The 14,229-nt window shown below is 72.5% G+C and carries 16 protein-coding genes and 1 pseudogene; 6 read left to right on the forward strand and 11 right to left on the reverse strand.

Going from position 1 to position 14,229, the window contains the following annotated elements; translation table 11 throughout:
• Position 1 precedes the first annotated feature (1 nt).
• The 8 genes and pseudogenes from OG430_RS10425 to OG430_RS10460 all read right to left on the reverse strand — a co-directional run.
• Positions 2-382: a gas vesicle protein gene (locus tag OG430_RS10425; protein WP_327352162.1), complete on the reverse strand. Its 381-nt coding sequence runs from the start codon at positions 380-382 to the stop codon at positions 2-4.
• Positions 379-1,470, reverse strand: coding sequence for an SRPBCC family protein (locus tag OG430_RS10430; protein ID WP_327352163.1), 1,092 nt, complete (start codon positions 1,468-1,470; stop codon positions 379-381). The genes OG430_RS10425 and OG430_RS10430 overlap by 4 nt, the downstream gene beginning before the upstream one ends.
• Entirely contained in the window at positions 1,463-2,215 is a 753-nt protein-coding gene (locus tag OG430_RS10435; protein WP_327352164.1) for a hypothetical protein, read from the reverse strand. Before OG430_RS10435 ends, OG430_RS10430 begins: the two co-directional genes overlap by 8 nt.
• Positions 2,215-2,475 (reverse strand): gas vesicle protein GvpG, encoded by a 261-nt coding sequence (locus OG430_RS10440; RefSeq protein ID WP_327352165.1) that lies wholly within the window; start codon positions 2,473-2,475, stop codon positions 2,215-2,217. The genes OG430_RS10435 and OG430_RS10440 overlap by 1 nt, the downstream gene beginning before the upstream one ends.
• Positions 2,476-2,479: 4 nt before the next feature.
• On the reverse strand, positions 2,480-3,289 hold the full coding sequence (locus tag OG430_RS10445) for a GvpL/GvpF family gas vesicle protein (protein ID WP_327352166.1): 810 nt from the start codon (positions 3,287-3,289) through the stop codon (positions 2,480-2,482).
• On the reverse strand, positions 3,286-3,714 hold the full coding sequence (locus OG430_RS10450) for a gas vesicle structural protein GvpA (RefSeq protein WP_327352167.1): 429 nt from the start codon (positions 3,712-3,714) through the stop codon (positions 3,286-3,288). The genes OG430_RS10445 and OG430_RS10450 overlap by 4 nt, the downstream gene beginning before the upstream one ends.
• A 58-nt stretch (positions 3,715-3,772) precedes the next feature.
• Complete coding sequence (locus OG430_RS10455; RefSeq protein WP_327352168.1) at positions 3,773-4,099, reverse strand: gas vesicle protein GvpO; 327 nt, start codon at positions 4,097-4,099, stop codon at positions 3,773-3,775.
• Positions 4,100-4,260: 161 nt separating this feature from the next.
• Positions 4,261-6,111, reverse strand: a pseudogene (locus OG430_RS10460) (transketolase); the annotation flags it as partial.
• Positions 6,112-6,565: 454 nt separating this feature from the next.
• Between OG430_RS10460 and OG430_RS10465 the strand changes: the two are divergent.
• Together OG430_RS10465 and OG430_RS10470 are read left to right on the forward strand one after the other, a co-directional pair.
• Positions 6,566-7,666, forward strand: coding sequence for an enolase C-terminal domain-like protein (locus OG430_RS10465; RefSeq protein WP_327352169.1), 1,101 nt, complete (start codon positions 6,566-6,568; stop codon positions 7,664-7,666).
• Between the two features lie 81 nt (positions 7,667-7,747).
• Positions 7,748-8,299, forward strand: a complete 552-nt coding sequence (locus tag OG430_RS10470) for a hypothetical protein (protein WP_327352170.1) — start codon at positions 7,748-7,750, stop codon at positions 8,297-8,299.
• Between the two features lie 36 nt (positions 8,300-8,335).
• Here OG430_RS10470 and OG430_RS10475 read toward each other — a convergent pair whose 3' ends face one another.
• Positions 8,336-8,950 (reverse strand): phage holin family protein, encoded by a 615-nt coding sequence (locus OG430_RS10475; RefSeq protein ID WP_327352171.1) that lies wholly within the window; start codon positions 8,948-8,950, stop codon positions 8,336-8,338.
• Positions 8,951-9,159: 209 nt separating this feature from the next.
• On the opposite strand from OG430_RS10475, the gene OG430_RS10480 reads away from it, so the two are divergent.
• Together OG430_RS10480 and OG430_RS10485 are read left to right on the forward strand one after the other, a co-directional pair.
• The gene (locus OG430_RS10480) at positions 9,160-9,567 is read left to right on the forward strand and encodes a YciI family protein (RefSeq protein WP_327352172.1); all 408 of its coding nucleotides are present in this window, start codon (positions 9,160-9,162) and stop codon (positions 9,565-9,567) included.
• Positions 9,568-9,584: 17 nt separating this feature from the next.
• On the forward strand, positions 9,585-10,730 hold the full coding sequence (locus tag OG430_RS10485; protein ID WP_327359036.1) for an RNA polymerase sigma factor: 1,146 nt from the start codon (positions 9,585-9,587) through the stop codon (positions 10,728-10,730).
• A 37-nt stretch (positions 10,731-10,767) separates the two neighbouring features.
• Here the strand turns inward: OG430_RS10485 and OG430_RS10490 are convergent, their stop codons facing one another.
• Positions 10,768-11,442, reverse strand: coding sequence for an NUDIX domain-containing protein (locus tag OG430_RS10490; protein WP_327352173.1), 675 nt, complete (start codon positions 11,440-11,442; stop codon positions 10,768-10,770).
• Between the two features lie 153 nt (positions 11,443-11,595).
• Between OG430_RS10490 and OG430_RS10495 the strand changes: the two genes are divergently transcribed.
• Together OG430_RS10495 and OG430_RS10500 are read left to right on the forward strand one after the other, a co-directional pair.
• On the forward strand, positions 11,596-12,354 hold the full coding sequence (locus OG430_RS10495; RefSeq protein ID WP_327352174.1) for a DeoR/GlpR family DNA-binding transcription regulator: 759 nt from the start codon (positions 11,596-11,598) through the stop codon (positions 12,352-12,354).
• A 110-nt stretch (positions 12,355-12,464) separates the two neighbouring features.
• A complete protein-coding gene (locus OG430_RS10500; RefSeq protein WP_327352175.1) occupies positions 12,465-12,821 on the forward strand; it encodes a VOC family protein in 357 nt (118 codons plus the stop codon).
• A gap of 58 nt (positions 12,822-12,879) precedes the next feature.
• Here the strand turns inward: OG430_RS10500 and OG430_RS10505 are convergent, their stop codons facing one another.
• Positions 12,880-14,178, reverse strand: coding sequence for a M48 family metalloprotease (locus tag OG430_RS10505; RefSeq protein ID WP_327352176.1), 1,299 nt, complete (start codon positions 14,176-14,178; stop codon positions 12,880-12,882).
• Positions 14,179-14,229 lie beyond the last annotated feature (51 nt).

Raw genomic sequence — 14,229 nt, forward strand, 5'->3', positions numbered from 1 at the left:
CTCACCGCTCACTGCGGCTCCCCTTCGTCGTTCGCCGGCTCCCCTTCGCCGGCTCGGCCTGCTGCCCGTCGGTGTCGCTCCCCTCCTCCAGCGCGGCGATGCGGGCCCGCAACTCGGTGTTCTCGCGGGAGAGTTCGGCCCGGCGCGCACCTGACGACAGCGCCGGGTCCTCCTCCCACCAGTCGATGCCCATTTCCTTGGCCTTGTCGACCGAGGCGACGATGAGGCGCAGTTTGATGGTGAGCAGTTCGATGTCGAGCAGATTGATGCGGATGTCGCCCGCGATGACGATGCCCTTGTCGAGGACCCGCTCGAGGATGTCCGCGAGGTTGGCGCCGCTCCCCTGGCCGTAGGGGTCGGGGAGGCGGCTCGCCGTCGTCATCGGCCGCTCCGGCCCTGACGCTCCAGCTCCTGTTCCTTCTCCTCGACGTCGTCCTCGTACTCCAACTCCTCGTCCTGCTCGGGCTCTTCTTCCTCTTCCTCTGCTTCCTCTTCGAACTCGTCTTCCGCCTCGGACTCGCCCTCGCCCTCCGCCTCGGACTCGGACTCGTCGAAGTCCTCGGGCTCCTCGTCCTCCTCGAATTCGTCGGAGGCCGTGTCGCGCTCCTCACCCTCTTCGACGCCTTCGGCCTCTTCGGCCTCCATCGCCTCCTCGTGGGTGGTCACCACTTCGCCGTCGCGGATCTCGCCGCGCCAGCTGTCGGTGGCCTCGCCGCGCAGGCTGACGAAGCGGGCGAAGTGCTTGAGGTCGAGACGGGTGCGGCGGCCCTGGGCGCGCCAGATGTTGCCGGTCTTCTCGAAGAGGCCCTTCGGGTAGTACTCGACGATCAGCACGATGCGGGTGAGGTTCTCGGCCATCTCGTGGAAGGAGACGACGCCCTTCGTGGTGCCCTTGGCGCCCTCCGACGTCCAAGCGATGCGGTCGTCGGGCACCTGGTCGGTGGTGTGCGCCTTCCAACTGCGGCTGGACCAGAAGATCTTGAGCTGCCAGTCCGAGTCGGTGTCGCCCGCCCTGCTGACGCTGCGGACGCCCTTGGCGAAGGTGGAGAACTCCTGGAACTGGGTCCACTGGTCGTACGCGACCCGGAGCGGGACGCCCACGTCGACGTACTCCAGAATGACGACCGGCTTCTTGCCGCCGCCCTTCTTGCGGCCGCCGCCCTTGCCGAGACCCTTGAGCTTGTCCTTCACCGTGTCCTTGAGCCGGCCCGCGCCGAGCTCCACCGCGCTGCGCAGCGGGCCCTTGCCCTCGGCGAGCTTGCGGCCGCCGTCGAGGGCGAGCTTGGCGAAGCCGGGGCTCTTGCCCTCGGCGATGTCGTTGAGCTTGAGGGTGGTGTCGCCGAGCTTGCGGCCCGCGCCGATCAGCAGGCGCTGGGCCTGGGCGGCGAGGTAGTCCTGGAGTTCGGCCTTGACGCGGTCGGCGGCGGCGCTGCCGGCCACGGAGGCCAGGGGGTTCTTGGTGTCAGGCACGGCCGCCGCCTCCCTTCGACGAAGACGGTCGCGAGCCCGATCCCGAGCCCGCCGACGTCGTGCGACGGGCGGTGGAACGGGCGGCACTCGCGGCCTTCTTCGCGGAGCGGGCCGGCGTCTTCTTCGCGGTCCGTTCCGGAGCCTTCTTCGCGGTCTTCGCGGCCCGGCCCGCTGTCTGCCCGGTCCCCGACTTGGCCTGCGACGCGGGCTTCTTCGCCGCGGCCGGGGCCTTCTTGGCGCGCTTCGCGGTGTCGGTGGACTTCTTGGCGGAGCCACCGGAGCCACCGGAGCCACCGGAGCGACCGGAGCGACCGGAATCGCCGGACCGCTCGCTGTCGGAGCTCTGCTTCCGGCCCTCCCCTTCGTCCTCGCCGCCCTCTTCGTCCTCGTCGTCGTACGCGTCCTCGTCGCCCAGCACGTCCGGTACGACCCCCGATATCCGGTCCTGCACGCCGAGCGTCCGGTCGTGCAGCCGGTCGGCAAGGCCCTCCAGCTGCCGGTTCAGCATTGCCCCGGTCGCGGCCTTGCCGACGCCCCGCATGTCCTCGCGGAGCTGGTCGCCGATCTCCTTGAACTGGGGGTTCTGCGCCAGCTGTTTGCTCATCAGATCGCCGAGCGCGCGCGGGCTCAGCTTCATGCGCTTGCCCGCCACCAGCGTGCCGACGGCGAACGCCAGCTTCATCTTCTTGGTTCGTCCGAGCACATACCCCGCCCCTACGGCGAGGCCCAGTGCCATGCGATTCATCAGTGGCTTCCGTTCCGCGGGCCGGTGGCCCGCTGCATCGCTATCTCCAGCCGGTCGAGCAGGTCGTCCTCCAACCGGTCGAACTCGGCATCATCGATCTCGCCCGCCTCGAGCCGCTGCTCGAGTTGGGCGAGTTCGTTGCGGACCACCGAGGGGTCGTAATAGATCCGTTCCGCCTCGGCCACGACTTGTCTGATCACCCAGAGGGAGCCGCGCACCGGGGCGATCGGCAGCAGCAGTACCTCGCCGATGAGCCCCATGCCCTCACTCCGTCCGGCCGCGCTCGCCGGTCACGTCCGCCGTGGACGGCGCGGACGAGACGTCGGCCGTTGACGGCTGCGCGTGCTCGGCCGGCCCCGGGTCGACGAAGCTGTACGGCGGCAGCGGGCCGTTGACCCGCAGCTCCAGGTGGGCGTGTTCCTTGCGCAGGGAGTCGAGCGCGGCAAGGAACTCCTCGGCGGACTTGCGGGCCACCAGGAAGGACACGTTGGCCAGCCACCCGGTGGATTCGGGACCCGCGTTCACCGCGTCGGAGACCCGCTCCAAGGTCGCCTGCAGCTCGGCCGCGTCCGCCTGCTCCCGGGCCTGCACGGCGGCCACGACCATCTCGCCCAGGTGCAGGCGCTGCTCGTAACTGCCGCCGCCCGCAAGCCGGTTGGCTTCGGTCAGCTCGCGCAACTCCGGGCGCTCGGCCATCACCTGGTGCAGGACGGCTTCCTGGTTGTGGGTGGCCTTGACGTTGTACTCGACCTTGCCGTCCAGCGCTTCGAGGCGCTCCTTGTAGTGGTCGCCGCGCTCTTCGAGGACACCGGCCACGGCCAGGTCGTCGGGCGCGAGGCTGCCGAAGCGCATCGGCAGTACGGCACCGCCGGCGCCGGCCTCGGCGAGCACGTTCTGGTGGGCGAGCAGGTCGTTGCGCTTGGGCCGCAGCCCCTCGGGCGCGTCGCTGCAGATCGCGGACAGATCTCCCGCCGTCACGATGCGCACCGTGCGGGCCGGGGTGCCGACCCCGTTCATGCCCTGGGGAAGCTTGGAGTGCGTACTCCTGGCGATCCCATAGATGTACGTACTCACTCCTGCTCCTCCTTCTTCCTACGGGCACTCGTGGTGCGGCGGGCGCTGGGCCTGGCGGACTCCTGGCCCTCCTCGCGGGCCTGCTTGAACGCGTCGGAGACGGTCTGGGCGGCGCCGGTCAGCGCGCCCTTGGACTTGCCGCGGGCGCCGGACTCGGTCATCTCGCCGACCAGGTCGGGCAGTCCGGGGCTTTTGTGCGGTCCGGCCTCCAGGTCGAGGCGGTTGCAGGCCTCGGCGAAGCGGAGATAGGTGTCGACGCTGGCGACGACGACCCTGACGTCGATCTTCAGGATCTCGATGCCGACGAGCGAGACACGTACGAACGCATCGATCACGAGGCCTCGGTCGAGGACCAGTTCGATGACGTCGTACAGGCCACTCGTGCCGCCTGCGCCGCCTGATTGCTGTGCGGGGACAACGGTCATCGCGACCGTTCCTCCTTTGCTGGCTTGACTTGCGTGTCTGGCGCGGGGACCGCGGTCGTCAGCGGCCGCCGGACCTGTGTGCGTCCGATCGTCCGCGTTCGTAACGCCGGATCCGCCGGTAGCCCGTGAGCGCGCCCTGCGGGTCGAGGTCGACCTGGTAGCTCGCGATCAGGCTCATGGTGTCGGGGACCCGGGCCAGTTCGAGGACCTCGATCTCCAACGTCCAGCCGTCCTCGGTGCGTTCGAAGGACGACACGGACTCGGCCACCATGCCGGTGAGTTCCGCGAGCTGGGTGCGCGCCTCGCGCAGCACGGCCATCGGCCCCGGCGTCTCGTCCGCCGCGCCCTGGTTCTTCTTCGGGGTGTTGCTGGATGTATTGGTCATGGCAGCCTCGTCCTCCGAGTGACCCCGGCGCCCTTGGCCAAACCTCGCCGGGGCGCCCGGAGTTCGGGCGGGTGTTCGGGCGCGGGGCGGGTGCGGGGCGGGTGCGGGCCGCCGCAGTCGTCGACGCACGGCCCGCGGTCGTCAACGTACGGGCGGGTTCGTCAACGTACGACCGCCTGCTCCACAAGCAGCCGTACGCCCGCCGCGATCGCCTCCGCGTCGATCCCCGCCGCCCTCAACTGCTCGGCGGGCGACGCCGATCCCGGCATCGAGCGCACCGCCAGCCGGGCCAGGCGCGGCACCGGACGCCCATCGGCAAAGGCTTCCAGCACCGCGTCGCCCAGCCCGCCGGCCTCCCGGTGGTCCTCGACCGTGAGGAGGCATCCGGTGCGTTCGGCGGCCTGGTGCAGGGTGCGGCGGTCGACGGGCTTGACCGAGTAGAGGTCGATCACCCGGACCGGGATCCCCGCCTCGGCCAGCGAGTCGGCGGCGGCCAGCGCCTCGTGCACGGTGACGCCGGCCGCGACGACGGTCACCCGGTCCGCGTCGGAGGACCTGAGCACCTTGCTGCCGCCGGCCGGGAACTCCTCCTCGGGCCCGTAGATCACCGGGCATTCGCCGCGCGTGGTGCGCAAATAGCGGATGCCGGAGAGCCCGGCCATCTCCGCCACGAGCCGCGCCGTCTGGTTGGCGTCGCACGGGTACAGGACGGTGCTGCCGTGCAGCGCCCGGAACATCGCCAGGTCTTCGAGGCCCATCTGGGACGGCCCGTCCTGCCCGATGGCGACGCCCGCGTGGGAGCCGACGACGTTCAGGGACACCCCGCTGACGGAGGCCATGCGCAGGAAGTCGTGGGCCCGGGTCAGGAACGCCGCGAAGGTGGCCGCGTACGGCAGATAGCCGCGGGCGGCGAGCCCCACCGCGGCGGCGACGAGCTGCTGTTCGGCGATGTAGCACTCGAAGTAGCGCTCCGGGTGCTCCTTGGCGAACAGTTCGGCCTTCGTCGAGTCGCCGACCTCGCCGTCCAGGGTCACCACATCACCCCGGGCGTGGCCGAGGGCGGTGAGGGCCTGCCCGAACGCGGTGCGGGTGGCGACCTCCGCGCCGATGTCGAAGCGGGGCAGCTCCAGGTGGCCGCTGCGGACCGCGTGCAACGTCCGTGCGGCGGGCGGGCGTTGGACCTCGACGCGGAGGTCGCGTACGCCGCCCAGTTCCTCGATGGCCTCCTCGGGGTGCGGGAGGGGCTTGCCGTGCAGGCCCTCGCGGTCCTCGGCGGCGGCGACGCCCTTGCCCTTGAGGGTGCGGGCGAGGATCGCGGTGGGCTGGCGGGTGGTGGAACGGGCCTCCTGAAGGGCCCGGTCGATCGCGTCCACGTCGTGGCCGTCGACCTGGATGGTGTGCCAGCCGAAGGCGTCGAACCGCCGTGCGTACGCGGCCAGATCGTGCCCGTGCCGGGTCGGCCCGCGCTGTCCTAGCCGGTTGACGTCGACGAGCGCGGTGAGGTTGTCGAGGTGTTCGTGGGCGGCCTGTTCGGCGGCCTCCCACACGGAGCCCTCGGCCATCTCGCTGTCGCCGCACAGGACCCACACCCGGTAGCCGACCCGGTCGAGCCGCTTGCCCGCGAGGGCCATGCCGACGCCGACGGGCAGACCCTGCCCGAGCGAGCCGGTGGCGACCTCGACCCAGGGCAGCCGGCCCGGTTTGGGGTGGCCTTCGAGGCGGCTGTCGAGCGCGCGGAAGGTGCGCAGCTCGTCGTCGTCGAGGGCGCCGGCCGCCTTGTACGCGGCGTACAGGAGCGGCGAGGCGTGGCCCTTGGAGAGGATGAACCGGTCGTTGCCGGGGTGGTCGGGGCGGGCGAAGTCGTAGCGCAGATGGCGGGCGAGCAGCACGGCCATCAGGTCGGCGGCCGACAGGGAGGAGGTGGGGTGTCCGGATCCGGCCGCGGCGGCCATGCGGACGGAGTCGACCCTCAACTGCTGGGCGAGTTCGGCTACTTGGTGGCTTTCCACGTCGCTATTCCTTTCCCGGTCGGCCGGGTACGCGGGCTATGGCGATGACCAGTCGGTCGTACGCCGGCTCGGCGCGGTCGCCCTCGGGGTCGGGCGGCGCGACCTCGGCACGTCCGGCCCGCCCGCCCGCCCGCCCGGCAGGCGTGCGGGCGGCCGGCGACCGGCGCGGCCGGCTGCGACGATCACGACTCGGGTACGGCTCACGGGGACCTCCGGCACGATCGCGGACGCAGGTCTCTGCGGGTCCCCGCGAGCCGCTTCGACAAACCCTCCGGCGATCTCTGCACCCGCATCCGACAGCGGCTTCGCCGCGGGGCCCGCGCCCGCCGCGGAGTGCGACAGGGCCTAGTTCCGCCCGGAGGGGATACCCGGTTCCCGCCCGGCCCGGAGGCTCCCCGGAGCGAGCGGACCGCGAACTGATCGCGGGCACCGGCAAGGGCGTACAGGAGAACGTGAGATGACCAAGAACACCGTGCCGATCGAGACGCCCGCCGTGTCCGCCTACACCGTGCCGACCGACGCCCCCGAGGCGGACGGCACCTTCGCCTGGGACACCACCACCGTGGTGATCACCGAGATCACCGCGGGCCATGCGACCGGCACGGGCTGGACCTACGCCCCCGCGGCCGCCGCCGACGTGATCCGCGAACAGCTCGCCGCAGCGATCGTCGGCCGCTCCGCGCTCGACGTCCCGGCGGCGCACACCGCGATGGTCAGGGCCGTGCGCAACGCGGGACGGCCCGGCATCGCGGGCTGCGCGCTGTCCGCGGTGGACATCGCCCTGTGGGACCTCAAGGCGCGGCTCCTGGAGACGCCGCTCGTACGTCTCCTCGGCGCGGCCCGCGAGTCGGTGCCGGTGTACGGCAGCGGCGGGTTCACCACGTACCACGACACCCATCTCGCGGCGCAGCTCAACGGCTGGGTGCACGGCCAGCACATCCCCCGCGTCAAGATCCGGATCGGTGAGAGCTGGGGGCGGGCGGTCGCCCGCGACCTGGACCGGGTGGCGGCCGCCCGCCAAGTGATCGGACCGCAGGGCGAGTTGTACGTCGACGCCAATGGCGCCTACACGCGCAAGCAGGCCGTCCGGGTCGGGGCCGCGCTCGCCGAACTGCAGGTCGGCTGGTTCGAGGAGCCGGTCGCCTCGGACGACCTGGACGGGCTCAGCCTGGTGCGGGACACGGTGGTGTGCGATGTCGCCGCGGGCCAGTACGGCTACGACCTGGCCTGCTTCGCCCGCATGATCCCCGCACTGGACTGTCTGCAGGCCGACGCCACCCGCTGCGGCGGCCTCACCGAATGGCTGCGCGCCGCCGCCCTCGCCCAGGCGCACGGCCTGGAGATCTCCGCGCACGGGGCACCGCACGCGCATGCGGCGGCCGCGGCGAGCGTGCCGAACCTGCGGCACATCGAGTGGTTCCACGACCATGCGCGGATCGAGCTGATGTTCTTCGACGGCGTCCTCGACCCGATGGGCGGCTCGGTGCGGCCCGATGCGGGGGTGGGGCACGGGCTGACGCTGCGGGCGGAGGAGATCGAGGAGTTCCGGGTGCTTTGAGGCTCGTCCGTGTGCTTTGAGCCTCGTCCGTGTGCTTTGAGGCTCGCCCGCTCACCGGCCCTCGAGTGGCAGGCTCCGGCCATGGATATCACCGAGGTGCTGCTCATCGGGGGCCGGTCCGGGTCCGGCAAGTCGTCCGTGGGCTTCGAGGTGTCGGCGCAGCTGCGGGCCGTCGAGGCCGGGCACGCGCTGGTCGAGGGCGACTTCCTCGACCACATCCATCCGGCGCCGCCCGGCGACCCGGACCGCTCGCTGATCACGGAGCGCAATCTGGCGGCGGTGTGGGCCAACTACGCCGCGCTCGGCTGCCGTCGGCTGATCTACACCAACACGGCGAGCGTCCTGGCCGAGGCGTCGGGCCTGTTCACGCGCGCCCTCGGGGACGACGCCCGGATCGTACGCGTCCTGCTCACGGCGACCGACGCCACCGTCCGCGCCCGGCTCACGGGGCGCGAGCAGGGGTCGGAGCTGGAGCGGCAACTGCGGCGCAGCGCGTTCATGGCGCGGGCACTCGACGAAGGGCTGCCGCCGGGGACGGTGCGGGTGGCCACGGACGGGCGGGCCGTCGTGGAGATCGCGCGCGATGCGGTGGTGGCGGCGGGGTGGGCCGGTCCGGGCGGCGGGGCGGGGTGAGCCCCGCCCGATTCGGCTCCGGCGCCGGGCCACGGCTCACCGCTCGGTGCTCGGCGGGCCCTCCGGCCGGGGCGGTGCGGCCTGGTCGCGCTGCCTCGGCATGGGGCGCGGCCCGGCGGTGGGCGTCGGCGGGGCGTCGGGCGGCAGCGGCTCGTTGGGCGGGACGGCGGGGGTGGCCGGGGAGCCGGTGCCGGGCAGGGGTCGGCCGAACGGGGTCCGGCCGGTGTCCGGTTCCGCGGCCAGCGAGGTGTCCAGCTCGACGTCCCGCTGCGCCCGGTGCCCGGAGCGTGCGGCGCTGCGCATGACGTAGGCCAGGGCGGCGAGCAGCGCGCCGACGATCAGGGCGGCGCCCCACGACGCCACGCCCAGGGCGAGCGCCAGGCCGACGGCCAGGGCGACGGCGGCGCCCGCGTACAGGGCAAGGGTCCCGGAGGCCGCGTACAGGGCGGCCGTGCGGCGCTGCTTGCGGGTCTGCTCGCGCAGCTCCTCGCGGACCGTGTCACGCACGATCTGGGCGAGCGCGTCGGTCAGGTCGGCGCCCAGCGGATCGGGCGTGCCCGGCGTCCCGCGCGCGCCTCCTGTGCGGCCCAACTGCTCGGTGTATTCGGTGTGTTCGGTGTGCTCGGAATGTTCGGGTCCGGTGCGTTTCATGGCGTCCGGGTACCCGCCGCCCGAGGGGCGTAACGCCGTACGGCCGGGTCGGCGCGCCGCGCCCGGGCCCGGTTCGCGCACCGGGCGGAACGCAGCCGGCACACCGGGCGGAAAATAGCTCCGGCGACGATGTCGAGATCGCGGGACCGGCTCCGTCCCCGTGGTGAGAGCGACCACAATGGATCGCACCGATACCGAGGAGAACCCTCATGGCCAAGTACCTGATGCTCAAGCACTACCGTGGCGCCCCGGAAGCGGTGAACTGCGTGCCCATGGACCAGTGGACGCAGGACGAGATCTCGGCCCACCTCCAGTACATGCGGGACTTCGCGGACAGCCTGGAGAAGACCGGCGAGTTCGTCGACGGCCAGGCGCTCGCCCCCGAGGGGACGTGGGTCCGGTACGACGGTGAGGGCAGGCCGCCCGTCACCGACGGACCTTTCGCCGAGACCAAGGACCTCATCGCCGGCTGGATGGTGATCGACGTCGACAGCTACGAGCGCGCCGTCGAGCTGGCCGGAGAACTGTCGGCCGCCCCCGGGGCCGGCGGCAAGCCCATCCACGAGTGGCTGGAGCTACGCCCGTTCTACGGCGAGCAGCCCACCGTCACGGAGTGACCTCTCAGGTGACCCAGCTGAACGAGGCCCTGCTGAGGAGCCTCACCCCGGGCGTGCTCGGAGTCCTCGTCCGCCGCGGAGCCGACTTCGCGGCGGCCGAGGACGCCGTGCAGGACGCGCTCGTCGAGGCGGTCCACCACTGGCCGGCCGACCCGCCGCGGGACGCGAAGGGCTGGCTGGTCACCGTGGCCTGGCGCAAGTTCCTCGACGCGACCCGCGCGGACACCGCCCGCCGCCGGCGCGAGGACCTCGTCGACGAGGAGCCGGCGCCCGGGCCCACGCCTGCCGCGGACGACACGCTCCAGCTCTACTTCCTGTGCGCCCACCCGTCGTTGACCCCGTCGTCCGCGGTCGCGCTCACGCTGCGCGCCGTCGGCGGGCTCACCACGCGCCAGATCGCCCAGGCCTACCTGGTGCCCGAGGCGACCATGGCGCAGCGCATCAGCCGGGCCAAGCGCACCGTCTCCGGCGTGCGGTTCGACGAAGCCGGCGACGTCGCCACCGTGCTGCGCGTCCTCTACCTGGTCTTCAACGAGGGCTACTCCGGCGACGTCGACCTCGTCGCCGAGGCCATCCGCCTCACGCGGCAGCTCGCGGCCGCGATCGACCACCCCGAGGTGGCGGGGCTGCTCGCGCTCATGCTGCTGCACCACGCCCGGCGCGCGGCCAGGACCGCGCCCGACGGCAGCCTCGTACCGCTCGCGGAACAGGACCGCGGCCGCTGGGACACCCGGGCGATCGCCGAGGGGATCAAGATCCTGCAGTCCGCCCTCGCGCGCGACCGCCTCGGCGAGTTCCAGGCCCAGGCCGCGATCGCGGCCCTGCACGCCGACGCGCCCACCGCCGGGGAGACCGACTGGGTGCAGATCGTCGAGTGGTACGACGAGCTCGCGGCCCTGACCGACAACCCGGTCGTACGGCTCAACCGCGCGGTGGCCGTCGGCGAGGCCGACGGACCGCGTGCCGGCCTGGCGGCGCTCGCACCTCTGGACGACGCGCTGCCCCGCCACGCCGCGGTGGCGGCGTACCTCCACGAGCGCGACGGCGACCTGGCCACGGCGGCCCGCCTTTACGCCGAGGCGGCCCGGAAGGCACCCAACCTCGGCGAACGCGACCATCTGACCCGCCAGGCCGCCCGGCTCAACTCCGGCCGGTCCGGCTGAAGGAGCCCACGTTCGACGTCGTGCGGCGGCTGCCGCCCTACGTCGCCGCCGTGGGCGTGCGGGCGAACGGCCCGTCCAGGGCCGCCCATTGCAGGAGCAGGATGGTCTTGCCGTCGGCGATGCGGCCGTCGCGGGTCATGGCGAGGGCGTCGGCGAAGGGGAGTTCGAGGACCTCGATGTCCTCGCCGTCCTCCTCGAGTCCGCCGCCGGGTCCGGTGCGGTCGGCCGGGGTGTAGGGCGCCGCGAAGAAGTGAAGGCGTTCGGTCACCGAGCCGGGGCTCATGAAGGCGTCGAGGACGTGGGTGAGCGGGCCGAGGGCGACGCCGAGTTCCTCCGTGCTCTCTCGCCGGATCGCGGTGAGCGGGTCGTCCGCGTCGAGCAGCCCTGCGGCGGCTTCGACGAGCATGCCGTCGGGGTGGTCGTTGACGTACGCCGGGAAGCGGAACTGCCGGGTGAGCAGGACGCGGCCGCGTGCGGTGTCGTACGGCAGGACGACGGCGCCGTTCCCGCGGTCGTAGGTCTCGCGCTGCTGCGTCTCCCAACGGCCGTCGCCACGGCGGTAGTCGAAGGTGGTACGCCGCAGCACGTGCCAGCCCTGCGAGGTGAGCTCGACGTCGCGCACCACGACGTCCGGGTTGCGGTCCAGGTCGCGGCCGACTCGGTCGAGGCCGGTGCGGCCGCGGTGGTCGGGGGTGTCGATGCCGGGCCTCACGCGACCACCCCGTGCGCGGTGGCGACGCCCTGGTCGACCTTCCGCTGTGGCTCGTCGGTGCTGGGCTTTGGTTCGTCGGTGCTGGGTTTTGGTTCGTCGGTCATGAGGCGTTACCGTACATGCAGAATCGTGCAAGAACAGGAGAGAGTGTGCATGCTGGCTGCTGAACGACGCGACCACCTGTTGGGCCTGCTCACCCGCGAGGGGAAGATCGTCGCGAAGGACGTCGCCGCCGAGCTGGGCATTTCCGAGGACAGCGTGCGGCGCGACCTCCGCGACCTCGCGGCCGAGGGGCTGTGCCAGCGGGTCTACGGCGGGGCCCTGCCCGTCTCGCCGGCCGTGGTGGACTACGCCGCCCGGCAGAACGTGGCCACCGACGGCAAACGCAAGGTCGCCGCCGTGGCCGCCGCCCTGGTGCGGCCGGGCGGCGCGCTGATCCTCGACGGGGGCACCACCGCTCTCGCCGTCGCCGGGGCCCTCCCGCAGGACCTGGCCTGCACCGTGATCACGCACAGCCCGACGATCGCCGCGGCCCTGCTCGACCATCCGCGCGCGGAGCTCTTCCTGCTCGGCGGCCGCGTCTTCAAGCACTCGGCGGTCGCCTGCGGCGCGGCCGCGGTCGAGGCCGCGCAGAACGTCTCCGCCGACCTCTGCCTGCTCGGCGTCACGGGCGTGCACCCGGAGGCGGGGCTGACCACCGGCGACGCCGAGGAGGCCGCGATGAAGCGCGCCCTGGCCGCGAGGGCCGCGGACACCTACGTCCTCGCCTCCTCCGAGAAGATCGGCACGGCTTCGCGGTTCCGCGTCCTGCCCTTCGAGGAGATCAGCGGACTGATCACCGACGCCGACCCGCACGACCCCGTCGTCGAGCACCTCGCGGCACGCGGCACGGAGATCCTGACGGCCGGCTGACAGCTGCGCGGCAATCATGAAATCGTTGCAAGCGAAGTCGCAAGGGAAGTTGCAAGGGCAGTTGCAGGGAAAAAGGATCAACGGCTCGGAGAGGCAAGGGTGTTGTAGCCATGGAGATCCTCGGGACCACGCTGCGCATCTGCGTCGACGACCTGGACACCTCGGTCGCGTTCTATGAACGTCTCACCGGCGGCCGGGCGCTGCGCTTCGAGCGCGGTGGCGTGTCCGTCGCCGCGGTCGGCGCGTTCTTGCTGATGAGCGGGCCCGAGGCCGAGTTGGAGGTGCTGCGCAAGGTCGCGGCGACCATCGCGGTGCGGGACGTCGACGAGGCGTACACCGTGCTCACCGGCTCCGGCGCGCAGGTGATCGCCGGCCCGGTGCCGACACCGGTCGGCCGCAATCTGATCGCGGTGCATCCGGACGGTTCGGTCTTCGAGTACGTGGACCGGCAGGGCGGCACCGACTAGACCCTCGGAAGCGACGGGCCCCCTCGGAACCGACCGGACCCACCAGAAGCCGGCGCCCTCAGCGCAGCCGCCTGATCAACCGCCATACGGCGCGCTCCAGTTCCCGCTCCACGGCCGCCACGGCCTTACGGTCGAAATGCACCGCGCCGGGGCGCTCCGGCCGGCGCTCAAGGAGCTCGATCCGCAGATGGGTCGGGGGATGCGTGTCGTCCTCGTAGTGCCACTCCAACTGGCTGACCCTGTGCAGCCGTTCGCGTTCCTGCTCGGGCAGCCGCCGCACCGCCTCGGCCGCCGCCCGCCACGGCATGGTGCGCCAGTCGAGCACCTCGCCCTCGATCGCCGCGTCGAGACCCGCCATCGCCGCCCCGCCGTACAGCAGCCCTTGCGCGAGGCCGACCGCGGCCTCGGTGGAGGCGGCCTGTGCGGAGAGGCCGTCGGCCAGGTACTCGCGGCGCGCCGAGCCGTGCAGGGTCAGCCGCTCCAGGAGCCGCAGCGTGCCGTCCACGAGGTAGTACGGCCAGCGCAGCACGAACGTCGCGAAGTAGTGCCGCATGCGGCTCTTGCGCCAGCGGCCCGGGTTGAGCACATGGGCCCAAAGGGCCAGCGTGTAAAGGGCGTTGCCGACGAAGAAGCCGTGGCGGCAGTCGCCGTTCGCGTAGTGCCCGAGCTCATGGCCGAGCAGGGCGACGCGCCGGCTCGGGGTGAGCGTCTCCCACAGCGTGAGCCCGATGCACAGTCCGCGCCGCCGGGGCCCGTACCGCGTCACGTACGCGTTGAAGCCGGGGTCGAGCACCACGACGTCCACGCCACGCGTGCCGACCACGGCCGCCACCTCGTCGATCAGACCGAACAGCCGTGGCGCGTCGGCCCGTTGGAGCCGGGGCAGGTGGCGCGGCAGCCACTGGAACCAGGGCCGCAGCACGGCGGACAGGCCGAGCATCGCCAGGCCGACCACCCACATCAGCGGGTTCCACCACCACGCGACGAGGATCAGCACCGCCCAGGCCGCGATCCCCAGGGCGACGCCGTGGACGACCGTCGCGACGGCGTACGACGCCAGATGGGCCGGGGTGAGCCGCGAGCGCCGCCCGATGCGGTCCGCCCCCACCAGCTCCTGGAAGACCCTCGCCGCCTGCCGCCCGGCCGACTCCCGCCGCAGCGAGGCGGTCCGGCCGACTCCGAACACGAAGAGCTCGGGCGCCACGTTCCAGTCGCAGGCCCGGCACCAGACGACGTGGTCCGCGTGGACCGGCATGGCGGCGCCGCACTGGGGGCACGGCTCATGGCTCTGGACATGGCTCTGGTCCTGGCCCTGGTCCTGGCCCTGGCCGGCGCCCGGCCGGTTCTCCGTGTCCATGGCATCCCCCGTGACCGTCGCCGCACCGTTGACTGTTGTCCGGTGTCTGTA

Origin of the sequence: Streptomyces sp. NBC_01304 (assembly GCF_035975855.1) — a bacterium.
Taxonomy (GTDB): Bacteria; Actinomycetota; Actinomycetes; order Streptomycetales; family Streptomycetaceae; genus Streptomyces.

Bases quoted from the DNA above. Each gene is read 5' to 3' on its own strand.
- OG430_RS10425 (WP_327352162.1), bottom strand. From the start codon at position 382: ATGACGACGGCGAGCCGCCTCCCCGACCCCTACGGCCAGGGGAGCGGC.
- OG430_RS10465 (WP_327352169.1), top strand. From the start codon at position 6,566: ATGACCAAGAACACCGTGCCGATCGAGACGCCCGCCGTGTCCGCCTAC.
- OG430_RS10455 (WP_327352168.1), bottom strand. From the start codon at position 4,099: ATGACCAATACATCCAGCAACACCCCGAAGAAGAACCAGGGCGCGGCG.
- OG430_RS10495 (WP_327352174.1), top strand. From the start codon at position 11,596: ATGCTGGCTGCTGAACGACGCGACCACCTGTTGGGCCTGCTCACCCGC.
- OG430_RS10505 (WP_327352176.1), bottom strand. From the start codon at position 14,178: ATGGACACGGAGAACCGGCCGGGCGCCGGCCAGGGCCAGGACCAGGGC.
- OG430_RS10470 (WP_327352170.1), top strand. From the start codon at position 7,748: ATGGATATCACCGAGGTGCTGCTCATCGGGGGCCGGTCCGGGTCCGGC.
- OG430_RS10450 (WP_327352167.1), bottom strand. From the start codon at position 3,714: ATGACCGTTGTCCCCGCACAGCAATCAGGCGGCGCAGGCGGCACGAGT.
- OG430_RS10480 (WP_327352172.1), top strand. From the start codon at position 9,160: ATGGCCAAGTACCTGATGCTCAAGCACTACCGTGGCGCCCCGGAAGCG.
- OG430_RS10440 (WP_327352165.1), bottom strand. From the start codon at position 2,475: ATGGGGCTCATCGGCGAGGTACTGCTGCTGCCGATCGCCCCGGTGCGC.
- OG430_RS10500 (WP_327352175.1), top strand. From the start codon at position 12,465: ATGGAGATCCTCGGGACCACGCTGCGCATCTGCGTCGACGACCTGGAC.
- OG430_RS10435 (WP_327352164.1), bottom strand. From the start codon at position 2,215: ATGAATCGCATGGCACTGGGCCTCGCCGTAGGGGCGGGGTATGTGCTC.
- OG430_RS10475 (WP_327352171.1), bottom strand. From the start codon at position 8,950: ATGAAACGCACCGGACCCGAACATTCCGAGCACACCGAACACACCGAA.